The following is a 15909-nucleotide window of genomic DNA, read 5'->3' as shown; positions in this document are numbered from 1 at the left end:
GCCGCCGCGAACCTAAGCCTCTGCAAGCTCAACCAAACCCAAAAATGTAGTGGTAACACTCGCGCCGGTGCGTGCATGTCATTGAACAAAAATGCCTTTTCCAAAAGCACTGTTCAAGTTGGGTTAGGCTTAACGGGCCGGTTTTGCCTGCTGAAAGGCCCTAACCCAGTCCAGACCCGGTGGCTGAGCCAAAGGGCGTTAGCCTTTGCCTTGCGAATCATGCGGTTGAAGGCCCGTTCGGCTGGTCCCGCGTGGAACATAAGGCCAGAGTGGCTTTCGCCTTACCCAGCCGCCCAAATGGATCGTCTCTGGGTCAAGCTTGGGTCTTCGGGGGATAAACCGGACAGTCTATCCCCCGAGGGTTCTCACGCGATGATCTGGAGGTCGCCATAGGCCAGCGTCGGATGCGTTGAAGCACCAAGCAGGGCCACGGCGACTGCGGCTGACCCACCAAGCCCATCGGCATCGTAGTACAGGACGCCGGTGGTGGTGTTGTACACCAGCCGGTCGGTTGCATCGTGCGCCTTCGTTGCCCCGGCTGCGGCATAGAAGTCATCCGCATGCAGCGCACCGGTGTAGGCAAAACCTTTGAACACGGCCTTGCTAAGCTGGATCGTGTCACCTTGGGCATGGCTGAAGTCGGTGATCGTGTCCCTGCTGGTGGGAGCGGTGTCGAAGACGAAGTAGTCTTTGCCCGTCCCACCGGTCAGGGTGTCTTTGCCGGCACCACCGATCAAAGTGTCGTTACCCGCTTTGCCACTCAGCAGGTCATTCCCCTCGTTACCTTCAAGTCGATTTGCCCCCCCATGACCCGCTATCACATCATCCCCGCTGAGACCTCGAGCCGCAATCTGCCATTTTGCACCATAATCGGAGAACATCGCGCCGAGATCGATTTTGTCACCCATAGTGGTACCGTTAGCGGCTGCAGTACCTAGTTTTGCATCAATGAAGTCGACCCTTGGTCCCACGATGATATTGACAAACCTGGATGGATCAAACGGACCGTCAGGCAGAAAATGAATCTCCTCAACGCCAATAGAATTATCAATGTTGAAATAATAACACGGCCCAACGCCTTTGACATCAACAGATCCGTCATTATTTCCTTTTATTACGAAAATTATATCACTTTTTGTTTCGCTGAAAAGTTCAATAAATATTTTATCAGCATCGGTGCCCTGCCCGACACGTTGCCTTATGTTCTGATCAGAACGAACTGTAAAATTATAGGCTGCTATGTCATTGCCTGATCCGCCGTCTAAAACGTCGGCGCCTTCGCCGCCGATAAGCCTGTCATTTCCAATTCCACCAGACAAAAAATCATCGCCATCTTGGCCAATTAAGGTGTCGTCGCCGCCTCGACCCTCGATTCTGTCGTTGCCAGTGCCGCCCTCTATGTAGTTATTACCGTCGTGACCGAGAACGATATCATTCCCGGCACCCGCCGTTGCATTAAATTGCCATGTTGAAGGCAGGCCAGAATTTATCTGGAGCAGATCAATCTTATCCGAAAGATCAGTTCCTTGGGTGTTCGTAATACAAGATTTATCGTCAATCCAATTAACAAAAGGTAGGGGATTCACTAGGAGAAATCGGTCAGAAGCAAAAGGACCATTGCCAATGAAGTGCAACTCTTCAATGTTTTTTACGATATCGATGCCGAACTTGGTCGCCGAGCCTAATCCTTTTACCAGGACACTTCCGTCGGATTGCGCTTGGATGGCAAAAATGCGCTCAATCGCCTTGACGCTGGTCGCCTCCACAAAAATCCAGCCTTCGTCTTGCCCTTGTCCGACCACCTGCCTGAGCGTGGCGCCTTGAGCAAGGGGCACTTGCCATACCGCCACGTCTTTGCTTCCGGCGCCCCCATCAAGCTTATCGCTGCCCTCTCCACCGGTGAGGCGGTCGTCTCCATCGCCACCCGTGATTGAATCTTTTCCGCCGCCCCCCGACAGCTCATTTGACAGTGAATTGCCCCTCAATGTGTTATCAAGTGCATTTCCAGTACCAGATGTGGCGGAGCCAGCAAGATTGAGGTTCTCAACATTGTCTCCGAGAATGTAGCTGCCCGCCGCAACAATAACTGTGTCTACGCCTTGCCCTACCTCTTCGATAACCATGTCATTGCTGTCGCAATGGTAGACGTCATTGCCCACCCCTCCCTTAAGTCTATCGGTTCCCTTGCCGCCGTCCAATACGTCATTTCCGGCGCCTCCCTCCAGAATGTCGTTTCCGCCGAGGCCGCTAAGGGTGTCGTCGCCATCACTCCCACCAAGTGTATTGGCGCGATTGTCCCCCTTAAGGGTGTCATTCGCCTGACCGCCGTAAACGGCCTCAAAACTTATGACTGTATCACGGCCAATGTCTGAGCCTGAGGCGGTTCTCTTGGAAAGGTCAACGTTAACCGCCCGCGTTGCATAAGACAGAACAAGTGCGTCTTGTCCGCTTCCGCCGTTGAATACGTCACTTTCTTCGGGAGTCTGGCTGGGCGCCGCCATAATCTTGGACGCGGCCTTTTTAATCGTTGGAATAACCGCAAGAACAAGATCGTCGCCTGATCCGGCGTTATAATTGGTCTGGCCGTTAATTTTTCCGAGAATATCCGCCCCGCTAGAGCCCAGGGGATGAGCAGTTCCATTCAGTGCAGCGTCCAGTGCGCCTTGGATTGCCGGTGCAATGTCCGCGAGAATATCTTGACAAAATTCAAGAATATCAGCGCCATATTCCAGGAATATAGCTTTTCCAAGCTTGTACGAAGTAAGACCGAAAGGTAAAAAGTCGGACAACCATTCCGCGAGAAATTCCGCATGCTTTGGAAGATTTTCCGTTCCATCAGAATTTTTGTAGGGGCTTTTCTCATTAAATAGAAGGGGAAATAGAAATGCTTGGTTGAAATACTCGCCGAGTTTTTGTCCTCTTTCGAAATTATCTTTCACATTTTCTATAACATTCACATGCAGCGCAATTTTTTTGAAAATCAATTTTGAGAATTGATTGGCGTATTTTGCTTCAAGGTACGCTTTTATAGGGCCTTTCGCCACAAGAGATTCAAATTTTTTGTCGGTCAAAAATTTATAAGAGTCTTTAATGAAAGCTTTTTGTGCATCACCCCAGATATCGCTTGTGAGCTCCTCAAATCCATCTAGCGTTCCTACCGGGTCAATTGCGGTCTGAGAAAATCGGTCCGAACGTACCTCCGCATTGCGAATGATTGCCCCAGTTTCCCCGTTCTCGTTATAGAGTTCAACCGAGAGTCTCGCCGGATCAGCGGCGCGCTCGATCCAGATGGATCTGAACGAACTTAGATCGGGCAACCAAGTTCTTATTTCCGTTTGGCCATCTTTCGTGATGATTTCAATGTTGTCGATTGAGCTCTGCGTCACGTAGACGATACCGGCATCTTCATTACCGAAATCGCTTATGCGATCGCCCGCGTCGACGACGAAGAAATCGCTGCCTTCGCCGCCGGTGAGGCGGTCGACCCACGCATCGCCTTCGCCATTTTTGTTGATGCTGATGAGGTAGTCGTCGCCGTCATCGCCGAACAACTTATCGATTCCTTCATCACCTTCCAGCGTATCGCTGCCCGCACCTCCGTGGATCGTGTCGTCGCCAAACCCGCCCAAGATTGTATCGTCCCCGTCCTGGCCATAAAGTTCATCTGCGCCGTAACCGCCATCGATCTGGTCATTGCCGGGACCGCCATCTACATAGTCGTCGCCATCTTTCCCCTCGATGGTATCTGATTCACCGAGTCCGTAAATACGATCGGCCAATTCGGTTCCGACCAGATGGTCTTTATCGTCGGTACCATAAATGCCGCCAGTGCTAGCAACTTCTAAAAACACCCCACGACCATCACCGTCGCCAGGATAGGCGTCGCCCAATGCCCAGACTAGTACTGGCAATCCTTTGTTATTTGTAGTTATTTCAAAGCTGGTCTCGATAAAATTAGGTCTATAAGAAAAATCCGGTGATATTACATAATATTTTTCGTATGGATAAGATTTGTTAGGGTCAAATTTTATTAAGGTTATTAATTTATCTGTTTTATTGGATTGTATTAAAAATAATTCTCCTTTGTCGGATTTTTTAAAATCAAATCCATTATCGCCAAAAAAATCGGCATTGAAGCTCTCGATTATGATATTTTTTGTATGATCAAGATGCGCGATATACAAAGTTTTGTATTTATTTGGGTCTGTTGGGTCTAGGGTGTGAAACGCAAGCGCGGGCTGGCTATCAACCCACTCAATATATTCAGTCCGACCTAAATCAATATTGAAGCCTTTTTTCTTAAAGGCGTCAATAAAATCTGCAAATGATGGGTCTGGAAACTTATCTGAACTATTTATGTGGCGCCCTATTGAATCAAATGTCTGTGCTATTTTTTTATTTTTATTTGAAAAAAATTGATCGTAACATACTTCTATAATTCCATCATTTCCATATTTTATAGATGATACATTTTCCACTGCGAAATTGGAATTTGTTATATTATTGACTTCACTTAATGCGATTCCGTCTTTTGTGAATATGCCCAGGAAAACGTCGTGCGCTTCTGAATTGTTGTTGTCCCATGCAACGGCAAAACTACCGTCCGGATTCCAATCGACGACAGGACTTGTGCCTTCGCCAAGTGTCAGCTCTGGTCCCAGGACGCCGCTAGCACTGACTACACGAGCCTTGATAGTGGCCCGATCGACGTTGTCATGGCTTTCCCAAACGAACACAAGGCTGCCATCGGCCGCGCTGGATACCTGAGGGTCACTTTGGTGGCCCTTCGTGGTGGTAGCTAGGGGCTGTATTGCGGAAACAGAATATATAGAGTCGGACATTGCGATTGGTCCCGGAAATGGTATGATTATGCGATGATCTGAAGGTCACCGTAGGCCAGCGTCGGATGCGTTGAAGCACCTAGCTGTGCCACTTGGACGGCGGCTGCACCTCCCAAGCCATCTGCATCGTAATACAGGATGCCGGTGGTCGTATTGTAGATCAGGCGATTAGAGGCATCGTGCGCTTTGGTTGCTCCCGCCGCAGCGTAGAAGTCATCCGCACGCAATGCACCGGTGTAGGCAAATCCAGTGAAGACCGTCTTGCTCAGCTGGATCTTGTCACCTTCAGCATGGCTGAAATCGGTTATGGTGTCCCGGCTGGTCGACGGGGTGCCAAATACGAAGCAGTCCTTGCCGGTTCCGCCAGTCAGGGTGTCCTTGCCTTCCCCGCCGTAGAGCTTGTCGTTGCCAGCGCCGCCGTTGAGGGTGTCATTTCCGGCCAAGCCTCGCAGCGCGTTCGCGCCGTTGTTCCCGATCAGCACGTTCGCCAGTGAATTTCCGGTCGCCGTGAGGTTGGCTGTGCCGCTCAAGGTCAGGTTCTCGACAAACCTCCCCAACGTAAAGCTGATCGAGCTTATCACGGTGTCCGTTCCACCGAGATCGGTCGCGTCGGATGCGGTGGTAGTGGCGGTCTCGTAAACCTTGTCGTCGGCGTGATCGATATAGTAAATGTCGTTGCCAGCGCCGCCGAGCATCTTGTCCGCTCCAGCGCCCCCGTCGAGCGTATCCCTGCCCGATCCACCTTCGAGGCGATCGGCCCCAGCTCCGCCGTTGAGATAATCGTTTCCCCCGTCGCCGCTCAGTCTGTCGTCACCCGCACCAGAAAACAGCGTGTCGCCTCCGTCCAAGCCGCTGAGCGTATCGGCGTCGTTATCCCCCATGATGCCGTTGTTCCCGGCATCGCCGGTTTGTGCGGATGGAGCATCGGTGCCCATGAACGCCACAAAGTGTTCGCCGTTCGCGTCGATATAGCGCGATGCGAGCAGGTCGGCCCGTCCATCGCCGTTGAAGTCGGCGGCTGTAAATTGATCGTACTGGCCATTGGCATCCCCGGACAAGCCGAGCATCTGTCGGTAAACGCCGCGGCCGTCGTTCAGGAAAATCGGACTCGAAGAATTGTTGCTAATCAACAAGTCTAAGAAGCCATCGTTGTTGATGTCGACAAATTGGTTGCGCTTGTTCCACTTCTCAGACACGCGGGAGGGTAGGCGCGATGCGGTGTCGTCTTTAAAATTCCCGGTTCCGTCGTTCGTGTAAAATCGAATATATCCGACCGAGAAGAAGTCAACGACGGTATTTATTACCAGATCGAGGTATCCGTCGCCATTGTAATCGATGGCCTTGGTGTCAATCACGTTTTCGATCGAGCCATTTTTCGGAACCGTGAACGTAGAAAGCGCCTTTGAAAAGTTGCCAGTGCCATCATTCTCCCAGATCGTCGCCTTCCGCAGGGCTGGATCCCAAGGGCCAGTAAAAAGGTCCGCATCACCATCATTGTCGGCGTCGAAAAGCATTGTGGTGGGAATGCCTGGATCGCCGCTATGCAGGCCAAGCGGTACACCCGCATCCTTTCTGGTGAAGTTGCCCTTACCGTCATTCACAAGAAAGTATGGGTATTCTGTTCCATCGCCTTGGTTTCCAACGAATAAGTCGATGTCGACATCTCCGTCGATGTCTCCCGCTGTTGCACTGTGAGAGTAGTCCGCCACATCGGGAAGACTGGTAGTTGCGTCGATCAGTTTCCCGGGAGCAGTCTTGCTCGAAAGGAACAACGCATTGCGCGCACCGGGGTATGGATCGGCATCGTATCCATGATCTGCGAAGAAGGCATCGTCGATCCCATCGCCATTGAAATCCGCAACGACGATCTGTCGACCGTGCGTCGTCGCGGGGATTGTCCCCGAGAACAACGTCGAAGTTGCGTCGGAAAAGCCCCCATGCCCGTCGCCTAGGAGAACCCTGATCGGTACTTTACGGTCTTCGAGGGGATACAAAAAATAGCATATCGCAACATCGAGCGAGCCGTCCCCGTTGAAATCTCCGACGGCAAATTCATGTGCATTTGCACTTTCGTAGCCACTTCGCAGAGGCAATAAAAAAGGCTCAGCGGTAAAGTTATTGCTAGCCATTATGCATGTCCGTAACTTTCAAAATTTCCCCCGCCTCCGAGTGCGCGGAGTTCCAGTCCTAGTGCTCAATTTGCTTTAAAAAGCGTGTGCAGGACAGTAATGAGTGTCAATAATCGATCTGGTTACGCTCAGGGCCCAATGATCGGCTGCATCCGAGCTGACCGATGAGCAGATGGTGTTGTTTGCGCCGTGTTTCCCGAAGAGCCATGGCAACGGGCGTCATCCCCACCGCGCGAGCAAAATCAGCCATCTTATATGAACAGGCTACGGTTGGAACAAATAGTGATCATTGTTTAGCTTTGGGCTTGCGGGCACATCTATATCGCGCCAAAAGGTTCCTGCCTTCCGTGAAAGCCGGAAGGTGGGGCGTGGAAACCCCTCTTGAGACAACTCGGTCACCAGATTCTGGAGGCCGGGTGGCATGCGCGCATGTCCAGCCGGTTCGCCGGTAAAGGCGTATGCGCTCGTTGTCTCAGCGGGTTTCCAACATCCGGCTTTGGCCGTCGCTCCCGAGAGGTACATAGGGGCGGCAAAGGGTCATAGCCAATCGTCGCCCCGCAAGAGGGGCGGCATTCCATGACAGCATCGAGATTTAACGTCAGCGCCTGTGCGTCTGGCGCGATGCTGTGCGTCTCCCCCACACAACGAAAGGCATTTGCCATGACATGTTTCCCCGTGCTGCGTCCGCGCAGCAAGGTTCGCCGCGTTGGCGTCCTGACGATGCTGACCGCTCTGTGCGTCGCCGTTCCAGCCGTCGCGCAGACACAGCTCCAGCAGACTATGCGACATGCCGACGACCTGAACGCGCTCTACGCAGCCGAAGCGCAGAAATCCGAACTGTGCAAAGGCTACATTGGCAAGGTCGTCACGCCCACGCCATTTTCCGCGCTGGTGCAGCGGCTTTCTCCTCCTCCGGCCAAGGGCGAGTTCGAAACGACCGCGCAGTACAAAGCCCGCATCGCCGCAAACGCCTTTTCTCCACCCACTGGCCCGGTCGTGGTAACAGTGCCGGTCGATCGGGATTTCATCAGCTACAATGCCGATACGAGCCTGATGTTTATCCAGGTCGGTGCCTTTGGAGCTGGCGAATTCAGCGACCTGGTGGATGTCCGGATCACCGGAGACGTTACCGTACCGGCTGGAACCCCTGAAGGCGTGCGGGTACCTCATGGGCGGAGCGAGCGCCTTCTTCGGACATACACAGCACGCAATGGCTTGGGCGTCGCGGTCAAGGTTTCGGAATTCGAGCGACAGAGCACAGGCTTCTATTTTGCCTCACCAACCCTGTTTTCGTTCGCCAAGCGCCCGGACGCTCCGGTCCTCTACGTTCAGGCGGCTCCCTTACAAGCCCCCCGTCTGAAGCAAACTCTGCGTGTGGCCGTCGCGTTCGTTCCCAAAGCCCCTTACCTTTTCAAAGGCGAGTTCGGCAGCCCGGTCCCGACAATGCGAAATCCGGTGTCCTACGAAAACAAGCTGACGATAATCTATGCCGATCCGAAATGTGCACTCGCCCTCGATCCCCAAGGGCGCGTGCTTGCTGCTGTGAATGCCGGGTCATGACCGGCAAACCGTCGATCGGTCTGGTGGTGGCCACCCATATCGCCGCTCTGGGGGCAGGGTACGTGCTTGCTCCCAAGCAGCCAGTCGATCAGGAAGCCGAATACAAGGGTCTGTTCGTCAAGGACACGACCCATATCCTGTCGGCTACCGTCGAAAGCCTGCGCGAGGAGAACCGGCTCCTTGTCTTCAGCTACAAGGGCTCGGCCAGTGTAGAGGCCGGACGCAGTGTCCTGTGGCTGTTCCAAGGTCACCAGAAACTGCAGGTGCCTGCGGTGGTGAACTACTATCTCGACCTGTCGCAGCTCACCTTGGCCAACGTCACCTATGACGATCGGGCCAAGCTGGTGCGCGTCCGTCTGCCGAAACTCACGATCGGCGACATCGCGTTCCAGCCGGAATATGCCACCACCATCAATGGCGGCGTCCTGACGTTCAGCGACGATCAGGTCGAGGCTTTGCGAAAGGCGAACTATGCCTCTGCCCGCAAGGCGATGGTGGCACAGTCCCAACAGGCGGGGCTGATCAATGCCGCCAAACGGCAGGCCATAGCCAACATCCAGAGCTACTTTGAAATACCGCTGCGAATTGCCGGGCTTCCGGACGTAAAGGTCGTCGCAGCGTTCGAATGACCGGCGGCTAGTCCGCCACAACTACCAACAAGCAACCGACGCCTCGGAGGGAACTCCGGGGCTTTTTTTGTGCCCGAAAGGATCAACCTATGATCGATCTGCCTGACCTGGACAGCCAGCTTTCTGCCTTGAACCAGCCGCTCGAACCGAACCTGCACAAGCTGCTTCAAGGCCGCATTCAGGATGCCCTTGCCTTGGAGCTTGGCGACCTGACGCATTTCGTCGTCATCGAACCCGGTGACGGGGAAGGCGACATAATCGACGCCATCGGCTTCTCGCCTTTGGTGTCACGCATCGACGGTATCCACCTGGAACCCGATTGGGATTGGATCGAACGGCACGAAGGCTGGTGGGAACTGGTCTATACCGTGTCGAACGATGGGTTCGCCTACATTCTGTTTGTCCAGGATGCCCCCGGCGTCTGGCCCGACCTGCTTGACCTGTGCCGGGGCGGCTGGCCTGCCGATGCCTGACCTCGGGGCCGGAAGGGGGCAACCTTTGCCCACCGTGGGCCGCTCTGGCCCGAAACCGGCCGGGGCCACCCTGTCCCCCTCGGCTACCCCGGCGGGCCTCTCCGGCCGCCGATAACGCGACTTCGGCTTAGCGGCTGAAGGCGAACTGCCAAAGCCACACAAACCATCATCCACCCGACCGCCAAGGCCTCTGCCTTCGGCGGTTTTTTGATTCTTGGAGCATGTATGCTGACCATCACGAATTCCGCCGAAATGGCGCGTGTCCTGTCCACCCTGACCGACACCACCCTGAAGCGGATCCTGACCGATCGCGTCGAACAGCTAGCCGAGTATGACGGTTACGACCTTGGCGAGCTGGCGCACTGGCTGATCGTCCAGCCGGGCGACACCCTGGACACGATCGAAACCGCCCTTGGCTTTTCGCCGGTCACCAGCCTTGCCGAAGTGCTCAGCGATCATGGCGGCTGGTTCGAAGCCGTGCTCATCCTCAGCGATGACGGGTTCGGCTGGTGCATGCTGGTGCCTGATGATCCAGCCGTACCGCTCGACCTACTGGAGCTATTCCGGGGGGCGAGTGAAGTTCGGGAAAGCTCATGATGTCCCACGCGCTAGCCCGAAGATTGCGGCTGATCCGCAGCATCGATTGGGGCATTCATTGGTGCAGCCCTTACCGAGCATGCGGACAAAAGAATGGTGAGGAGCTCTGCAACCCCTCACCGGAATTTGACTCAGTGGACGCAATAGGTGCCGGAAGCGGTTTTGTGCCACAGATGCCGGTCAGGATCCTTGCCGTCGTACTTGTCGACAAGCTCCATGATCATCTCGAACACATCTACGCCCAGAATGTCCGATATGGCGTCGGCGATCTCTTCGGGCTTGTCGTCAGTCAGTCCAAATTTCGCATAGATCAAGAGTAGGAACTGGTTCCTGCCACCCAGAATAATTTCGTTTCTTATCCGGGATGTCTCACCCCAGATGACGTATGCATCGTTCAAGCATTGGTCGTAGTTAAGCTTTGCCCTCAGTGCATCGGAAATTTCGACGGAATCATCGCTGCGTTCGTTTTCCATAAATTTATCTGCCATTTGTTCACTCGGGAACAACGGCCAGTGCCGGGATGAGTGAAAGGTCTCGGCACCAGCCGCCAAGCATCTCCGGTCTGATGAGATGCGCGAGAAACATCCTGCCCATAGCTTCACCTGCATGGCGGCGGTGACGCGGCTACGGAAAGTTCCAACGGTGCGTTGAGCAAGAAACGGGAGGACTGAACCTCAACCCGGCCACTTGGATGCGATCGCTCGCCTCGGGTATCGCGCAAATGGATGCTCGGCCTGATCCTGTCAAGCGGCGGCCGACTTCTGATCACGGCGATGCCGGTAAACATCATCACCTTGCCCGTGCCCGGACCAGACTTGATTTCGGGCAGGTGGCCGACTAGTTCTGGCGATGGCGGCTTATCAGCCATCGTGCACGGCCATGTGGCCCAGGGACCAAGTCCCTCCAGCAAGACTCCCCGCAAGAGCGGACCCGCCAAATCCCCCGCTCTTTGACATCGTGGAGTAGAACACATGACCTCAGAATATGGGGGCGGTTTGCCTATGGCCGCTGCTCCCCAATCTGGCCGTGCGCCCCCACCAGCACCAGAATTTATCGGTCGCTGGAAAGCGCATGTGCCGCTCGATCCCCGGAACTTCCCTCATCAGGAACGGCGATCGGGCACACTTCCCTGCACAATCCTCAATGTCGAATTCCTGCTCGTGAACAACGACATCGACGTTCATTACGATGTCATCAGGAAGAAGACGGTGATCAATCTGCCCGGGTGGGAGGGTTCCCCGGACAACATGGACAACGTTGCCATGGCGATCATCGTCAGCCTTGCCGAAGCAAACAACATGCAACGCAGCGGCATTGAGGAGCAGGTTCTGGCCATAGGCGACCGGAATATGTTCAACCCGGCCGCCGACTGGATCGGCAGCAAACCTTGGGACGGAGAGGACCGCCTTCCAGCGTTTTACCAGACGCTGACCACGGAGGAGGAATTCCCGACCGATCTCAAGGAAGTGCTGATCCGTAAATGGCTGCTCAGCATCGTTGCCGCTGCCTTCATGCCCCGCAACTTCAAGGCGCGTGGTGTGCTCACCCTTCAGGGCGAGCAAGGACTCGGCAAGAGCACCTGGGTAGCCAGCCTCGTGTCCGATCCCGTGGTGCGCGAGATGATCGTCAAACTCGATCACCATCTCGATCCCCACGACAAGGACTCGGTCCTGAGTGCCATCAGCCACCTGATCGTCGAAGTGGGCGAGCTCGACAGCTCGTTCCGTAAGGACATTGCCCGGCTGAAGGGTTTCATCACTCGGGACAGTGACAAGGTGCGTCGTCCATACGCCCGAACGGCTTCGGAATATCCGCGCCGCACGGTGTTCGTGGCGACCGTCAATGACCGGAATTTCCTCGTGGATGATACGGGGAACAGCCGGTTCTGGACCTTGCCGCTGGTTGGCGTCGATTACCGCCATACGGTCGATATGCAGCAGCTCTTTGCCCAGTTGCATGCCGACTTCGTGGCGGGTGCCCAATGGTGGCTGACCCGGGAAGAGGAAACTCGACTGGCAAGCAGCAACCGCGACCATCAGGCCATCAGCCCGATCCGGGAAGCTCTCATCGAACTTATCGACGAGAAGCAATCCGGTCCGGTCAGCATGGAGGTGATGGGCACGAACGATGTCCTGGCCAAGCTGGGCATCGAATACCCCCGTAATGGCCAGAACAAGGAAGTCGCTGCCGTGCTGCGGGAACTGCTCGGCCAGCCAAGGCGGATCAACGGTAATATGAAGTGGCGCATTCCGTTCCGGCGGGCTGCTCCAGGATCGTCCGTTGTGAACCTCTGGTAGCCGTCCAGCCCCCTGCCTCCCCCTCGGCCCCCCGTCGAAGCGCCAGCTTTTCCGGGACTTTGGATCCTTGGGGGAGGGAGGTGGAGGGAGTTTTGTTCTGAAATTATACTACATTATGATTTCAGGGCTGCGCCCTCCCACCTCCACCCCCTCGGGTGGCAGGTCCGGCTGCAATCTCATCTGATCCAATCAACTGTGCATTCGATCTGGCCGTGTCCTTGGGCATCGGTCCTCGTCGCGTGCGCGCAACTTTCAGGAACAATTACAGTGGCTAAAGTCAAACTCACCTCGGCGTTCTGCCGTGATGCTGTCTGTCCGCCCGGTCAACGCAAGGTCGTGTATCGAGACACCGAGCAGATCGGTCTTGGGCTAGAGGTCCGTCAAAACAGCGCGACCTTCTATTACTACCTCACGAAGCCGAACGGCAAAGCGGGGCAGGTCAAGATCGGGGGGCGTGGCGACATCTCCTTCGAGGATGCCAAGCGAAAGGCCAAAGAGCTTCGATCGCGTGATGTTCTCGGCCATGATGTAGCAGCGGTGAAGGCCCGGGACAGGTCCATCATCGAATATGCCGAATTGTCCCGCCTCCACATTGAACATGCGGAGGGCACCTTGCGATCGCATGCCTGCGTGGAACTTGCGCATCGTCGCTATCTGAAGCCCCGCTTCGGCAAGCAACGGCTGAACGAGATCACCCCGCAGGAGATCGAGAAGTACTTTGCCGAACTGCGTCAAAGGCTTGCGGCTGCGTCAGTCGATCGGTTGCGACTCGTCATGAACCGTAGCTATCGTCTCGCTCAGCTCTGGAACCTTCCCGGTGCTGAACGCAATCCGGTCGCCGCTGTTGCGCGGCCCCGGTATGACAACAAGCGCACTTGCCTGCTCACGGCCGTCGAGGTCGAGAGATTGCTTCAGGCCTGTGCCAAATCACCGAACCCTTTGCTGAAACCTATTGTGCAGTTGCTACTCGCCACAGCTGCGAGGCGTGGAGAACTTTTGAATGCCCGGATCGAGCACATCGATTTCGAGCGTTCGGAATGGCTCATCCCCATGACCAAGAATGGCAGATCGCGGCGTGTCCCGTTGAGCAAGGCTGCAATGGCCGTGATCAACAGCTTGCCGCGTTACGATGATTGCCCGTGGCTCTTGCCCTCGCCGAAAACCCGCCAGCCGCTCGATAACTTCAAGCGTGCTTGGGCAACGGCCTGCAAGGCTGCTGGCCTTCCCGGCTTGCACGTCCATGACCTTCGTCACGCCAGCATTGGCGCGATGATCAACAACGGTGTGGACCTTTACGTTGCCGGAAAGGTCGCTGGGCATCTGCGTCCCGAGAGCACGGCCAGATACGCGTTCGTTAGCGACCGCACGCTGGCTGCTGCTGTCGAAGCCGGTGCCGCCACCATGGCTCTCTGAACCTTACCCCCTCTCGGTCCCTGCGCGGATTGAGAGGGGGCTTATCTCTCACATTCACCCTTATTTTTTGGAGTTTTTATGAAGATTATAATTCCTGAATTGGACTGGTCCCCTGTCATCCATTGGCAGACCGCAAGGCTTATCATTCCAGGTGCCGGGCTTTTCCGCTTCCTGTTGGATGGCAGCGTCGTGTTCATTGGTTACGTGGCCTCCCCTTGGCCCGGTTTCGCCAATCGCATCTACGCCTATCGGCGCGGTGATGATCCGGACCACTATGCCGCCCAGCAGATTTCCCGTCTGAAGGATCAGTTGGAACTTCAAATCGCCTTCCTGGACCACTCACCACGCGAGATCAGGGATATCGGCCGTGAACTCATCAGGAGGGAACGTCCGACCCTGAATCCAAAGAACCCTCATGGCGGGAGGTACTGACCTACCCATCAAATGTGTGCTCCGGGGAATGACCTGCCACAGGCTGACCCCGGGGCTCCAGCCGCATCGCTCCGGTCGTCGCGAAAGCGGACCCGGGTCTAGCTTGGGACGGTTTTCGGAATCCCGTTTCGGAAGGTGGCTTTACCTTGCACCTGTGGTAACCGGGGTTCAGGACAACTTGGGTCTGGCCTAGGTTGTGCACGAATTTGGGGTGATGGCATCACCCATTTCGTTAGAAAATATCGAAAATACAAATGTCTATACTTGCTTTCGTAATGATGGGGTCAGGTGTTCGAGTCACCTAAGCGGCACCACCTTCTTCAAGGTGCAACCCACGGAATATCATCAGGCCGCTTGGATCAGCTGTCAGGCTGCACGCTAGGAATGATCGCCCGCGCGTCGTGGTGCCGCTCCTGGCGGCGTGCGCTCTAGGCATCTGGCTGGCGCAATGGGGCGTCCGGTGCGAGCACGTTCCTTGCGGGGTGCACGCTCTACGGTAAGCCTGCGCATACCGGCCGGTTTCCGCAATGTCGTGGCAGCATTCAAACGCCGTCTTTACATGCCAATGCGCTCTAGCGTCGGGACTGATGCTTCGTGACGCGGACGAGTGCCCAGTCATAGCCGAGTTCCTCGACCCGGCGCCGGAGCATGGCCTTGGTGCTGTCGGAAGGATCGGCCTCGCGCGCGAGCACCCAAAGGTAGCGCCCGGAAGGTTCGCCGACGATGGACCACTGGTAATTGTCGTCATGGTCGAGCACCCAGTAGTCGCCATAGAACGGCCCGAAGAACGATACCTTCAGCTTCGCCCCGGACGTGGCGTCGACGATCTTTGCCCTTCCGGTGGCGGTCTTGACCGGCCCGTCCGTCGAACCCTTGTGGCAGCTGTTGAAAACGCGGATCGACCCGTCGGCATTGCGGGAATAATCGGCAGAGACAGCCTCGCAGTTTTTCTGGAACGGCGCATCGTAACGATAGAGTTCGTACCAGCGACCGAGATAGCGATCCATTTCGACCGTCTTGGCAGGCTGCGGCACGTTGCGGTTGCCCACCTGCATGGAGGATAGCGCCGCGCACGCACTCAGTGCTGCAGCCATCCCGGCAAGCAGCGCATTTCGAAGCCGTTGCAATGTCATCGAACATCCTTCGTTGGCTCGGACATGAAGTGGACCCGCAGGCATGTCAGTCCGATTGGTCTGCGCCTGCGCTGTTGGGTGGAACGTGAACGCGTGCCAGGCCGGATTGGCCCCTGATTTTGCAGCTGGTATACCATAGCCCAGGTTGCCCCTGCTGCCGGAATCGGCACGGCATCGCGGCGTCGCGAAGGCAAGCGGGTATCGCTTTCGCTGACGCCGATCCTCGCAAATCGTCCAACCGCCTGAAGGTGGGGCTGGGAAAGGCCCGCGAATGACAGTTTTGGGATGCCTGCCATTTTTCTGCAATTTGAGTGTTGACCGAATCGAGGGTGGTATCTAGAGGCGTGTTCACCGGCAGGGACGCCGCCTTTGAGGCGCTGAATTGCTGGTCGCCACATAGGACGG

General features: G+C 55.7%; 11 protein-coding genes. 7 read left to right on the top strand and 4 right to left on the bottom strand.

Annotation, left to right across the window (positions count from 1 at the left end; translation table 11 throughout):
* Positions 1 to 365 precede the first annotated feature (365 nt).
* Positions 366 to 4841, bottom strand: coding sequence for a calcium-binding protein (locus K3A84_RS20075; RefSeq protein ID WP_263626428.1), 4476 nt, complete (start codon positions 4839 to 4841; stop codon positions 366 to 368).
* 26 nt (positions 4842 to 4867) lie between these two features.
* Positions 4868 to 6970, bottom strand: a complete 2103-nt coding sequence (locus K3A84_RS20065) for an FG-GAP-like repeat-containing protein (protein WP_263626427.1) — start codon at positions 6968 to 6970, stop codon at positions 4868 to 4870.
* Positions 6971 to 7645: 675 nt separating this feature from the next.
* Between K3A84_RS20065 and K3A84_RS20060 the strand changes: the two genes are divergently transcribed.
* From K3A84_RS20060 to K3A84_RS20045, 4 genes are all read left to right on the top strand, one after another.
* Positions 7646 to 8530: a hypothetical protein gene (locus tag K3A84_RS20060; RefSeq protein WP_225011266.1), complete on the top strand. Its 885-nt coding sequence runs from the start codon at positions 7646 to 7648 to the stop codon at positions 8528 to 8530.
* The gene (locus tag K3A84_RS20055; protein ID WP_225011265.1) at positions 8527 to 9159 is read left to right on the top strand and encodes a DUF4230 domain-containing protein; all 633 of its coding nucleotides are present in this window, start codon (positions 8527 to 8529) and stop codon (positions 9157 to 9159) included. Before K3A84_RS20060 ends, K3A84_RS20055 begins: the two co-directional genes overlap by 4 nt.
* Positions 9160 to 9248: 89 nt before the next feature.
* Positions 9249 to 9632: a hypothetical protein gene (locus K3A84_RS20050; RefSeq protein WP_225011264.1), complete on the top strand. Its 384-nt coding sequence runs from the start codon at positions 9249 to 9251 to the stop codon at positions 9630 to 9632.
* A 225-nt stretch (positions 9633 to 9857) separates the two neighbouring features.
* The gene (locus K3A84_RS20045; protein ID WP_225011263.1) at positions 9858 to 10229 is read left to right on the top strand and encodes a hypothetical protein; all 372 of its coding nucleotides are present in this window, start codon (positions 9858 to 9860) and stop codon (positions 10227 to 10229) included.
* 131 nt (positions 10230 to 10360) lie between these two features.
* Here the strand turns inward: K3A84_RS20045 and K3A84_RS20040 are convergent, their stop codons facing one another.
* Positions 10361 to 10780, bottom strand: coding sequence for a hypothetical protein (locus K3A84_RS20040; RefSeq protein WP_225011262.1), 420 nt, complete (start codon positions 10778 to 10780; stop codon positions 10361 to 10363).
* A gap of 420 nt (positions 10781 to 11200) precedes the next feature.
* Between K3A84_RS20040 and K3A84_RS20035 the strand changes: the two genes are divergently transcribed.
* From K3A84_RS20035 to K3A84_RS20025, 3 genes are all read left to right on the top strand, one after another.
* A complete protein-coding gene (locus K3A84_RS20035; protein WP_225011261.1) occupies positions 11201 to 12526 on the top strand; it encodes a virulence-associated E family protein in 1326 nt (441 codons plus the stop codon).
* A gap of 267 nt (positions 12527 to 12793) precedes the next feature.
* A complete protein-coding gene (locus tag K3A84_RS20595; protein WP_225011260.1) occupies positions 12794 to 13939 on the top strand; it encodes a tyrosine-type recombinase/integrase in 1146 nt (381 codons plus the stop codon).
* Between the two features lie 78 nt (positions 13940 to 14017).
* Positions 14018 to 14371: a hypothetical protein gene (locus K3A84_RS20025; protein ID WP_225011259.1), complete on the top strand. Its 354-nt coding sequence runs from the start codon at positions 14018 to 14020 to the stop codon at positions 14369 to 14371.
* Between the two features lie 572 nt (positions 14372 to 14943).
* Here the strand turns inward: K3A84_RS20025 and K3A84_RS20020 are convergent.
* Positions 14944 to 15465, bottom strand: a complete 522-nt coding sequence (locus K3A84_RS20020) for a lipocalin family protein (protein ID WP_225011258.1) — start codon at positions 15463 to 15465, stop codon at positions 14944 to 14946.
* Between the last annotated feature and the right edge of the window lie 444 nt (positions 15466 to 15909).

The sequence above is a fragment of the Novosphingobium percolationis genome (genome assembly GCF_020179425.1).
In the GTDB taxonomy this organism is placed as follows: domain Bacteria; phylum Pseudomonadota; class Alphaproteobacteria; order Sphingomonadales; family Sphingomonadaceae; genus Novosphingobium; species Novosphingobium percolationis.
The sequence above is the reverse complement of the archived record's forward strand: the minus strand, read 5'-3'. Positions and strand labels throughout refer to the sequence as shown.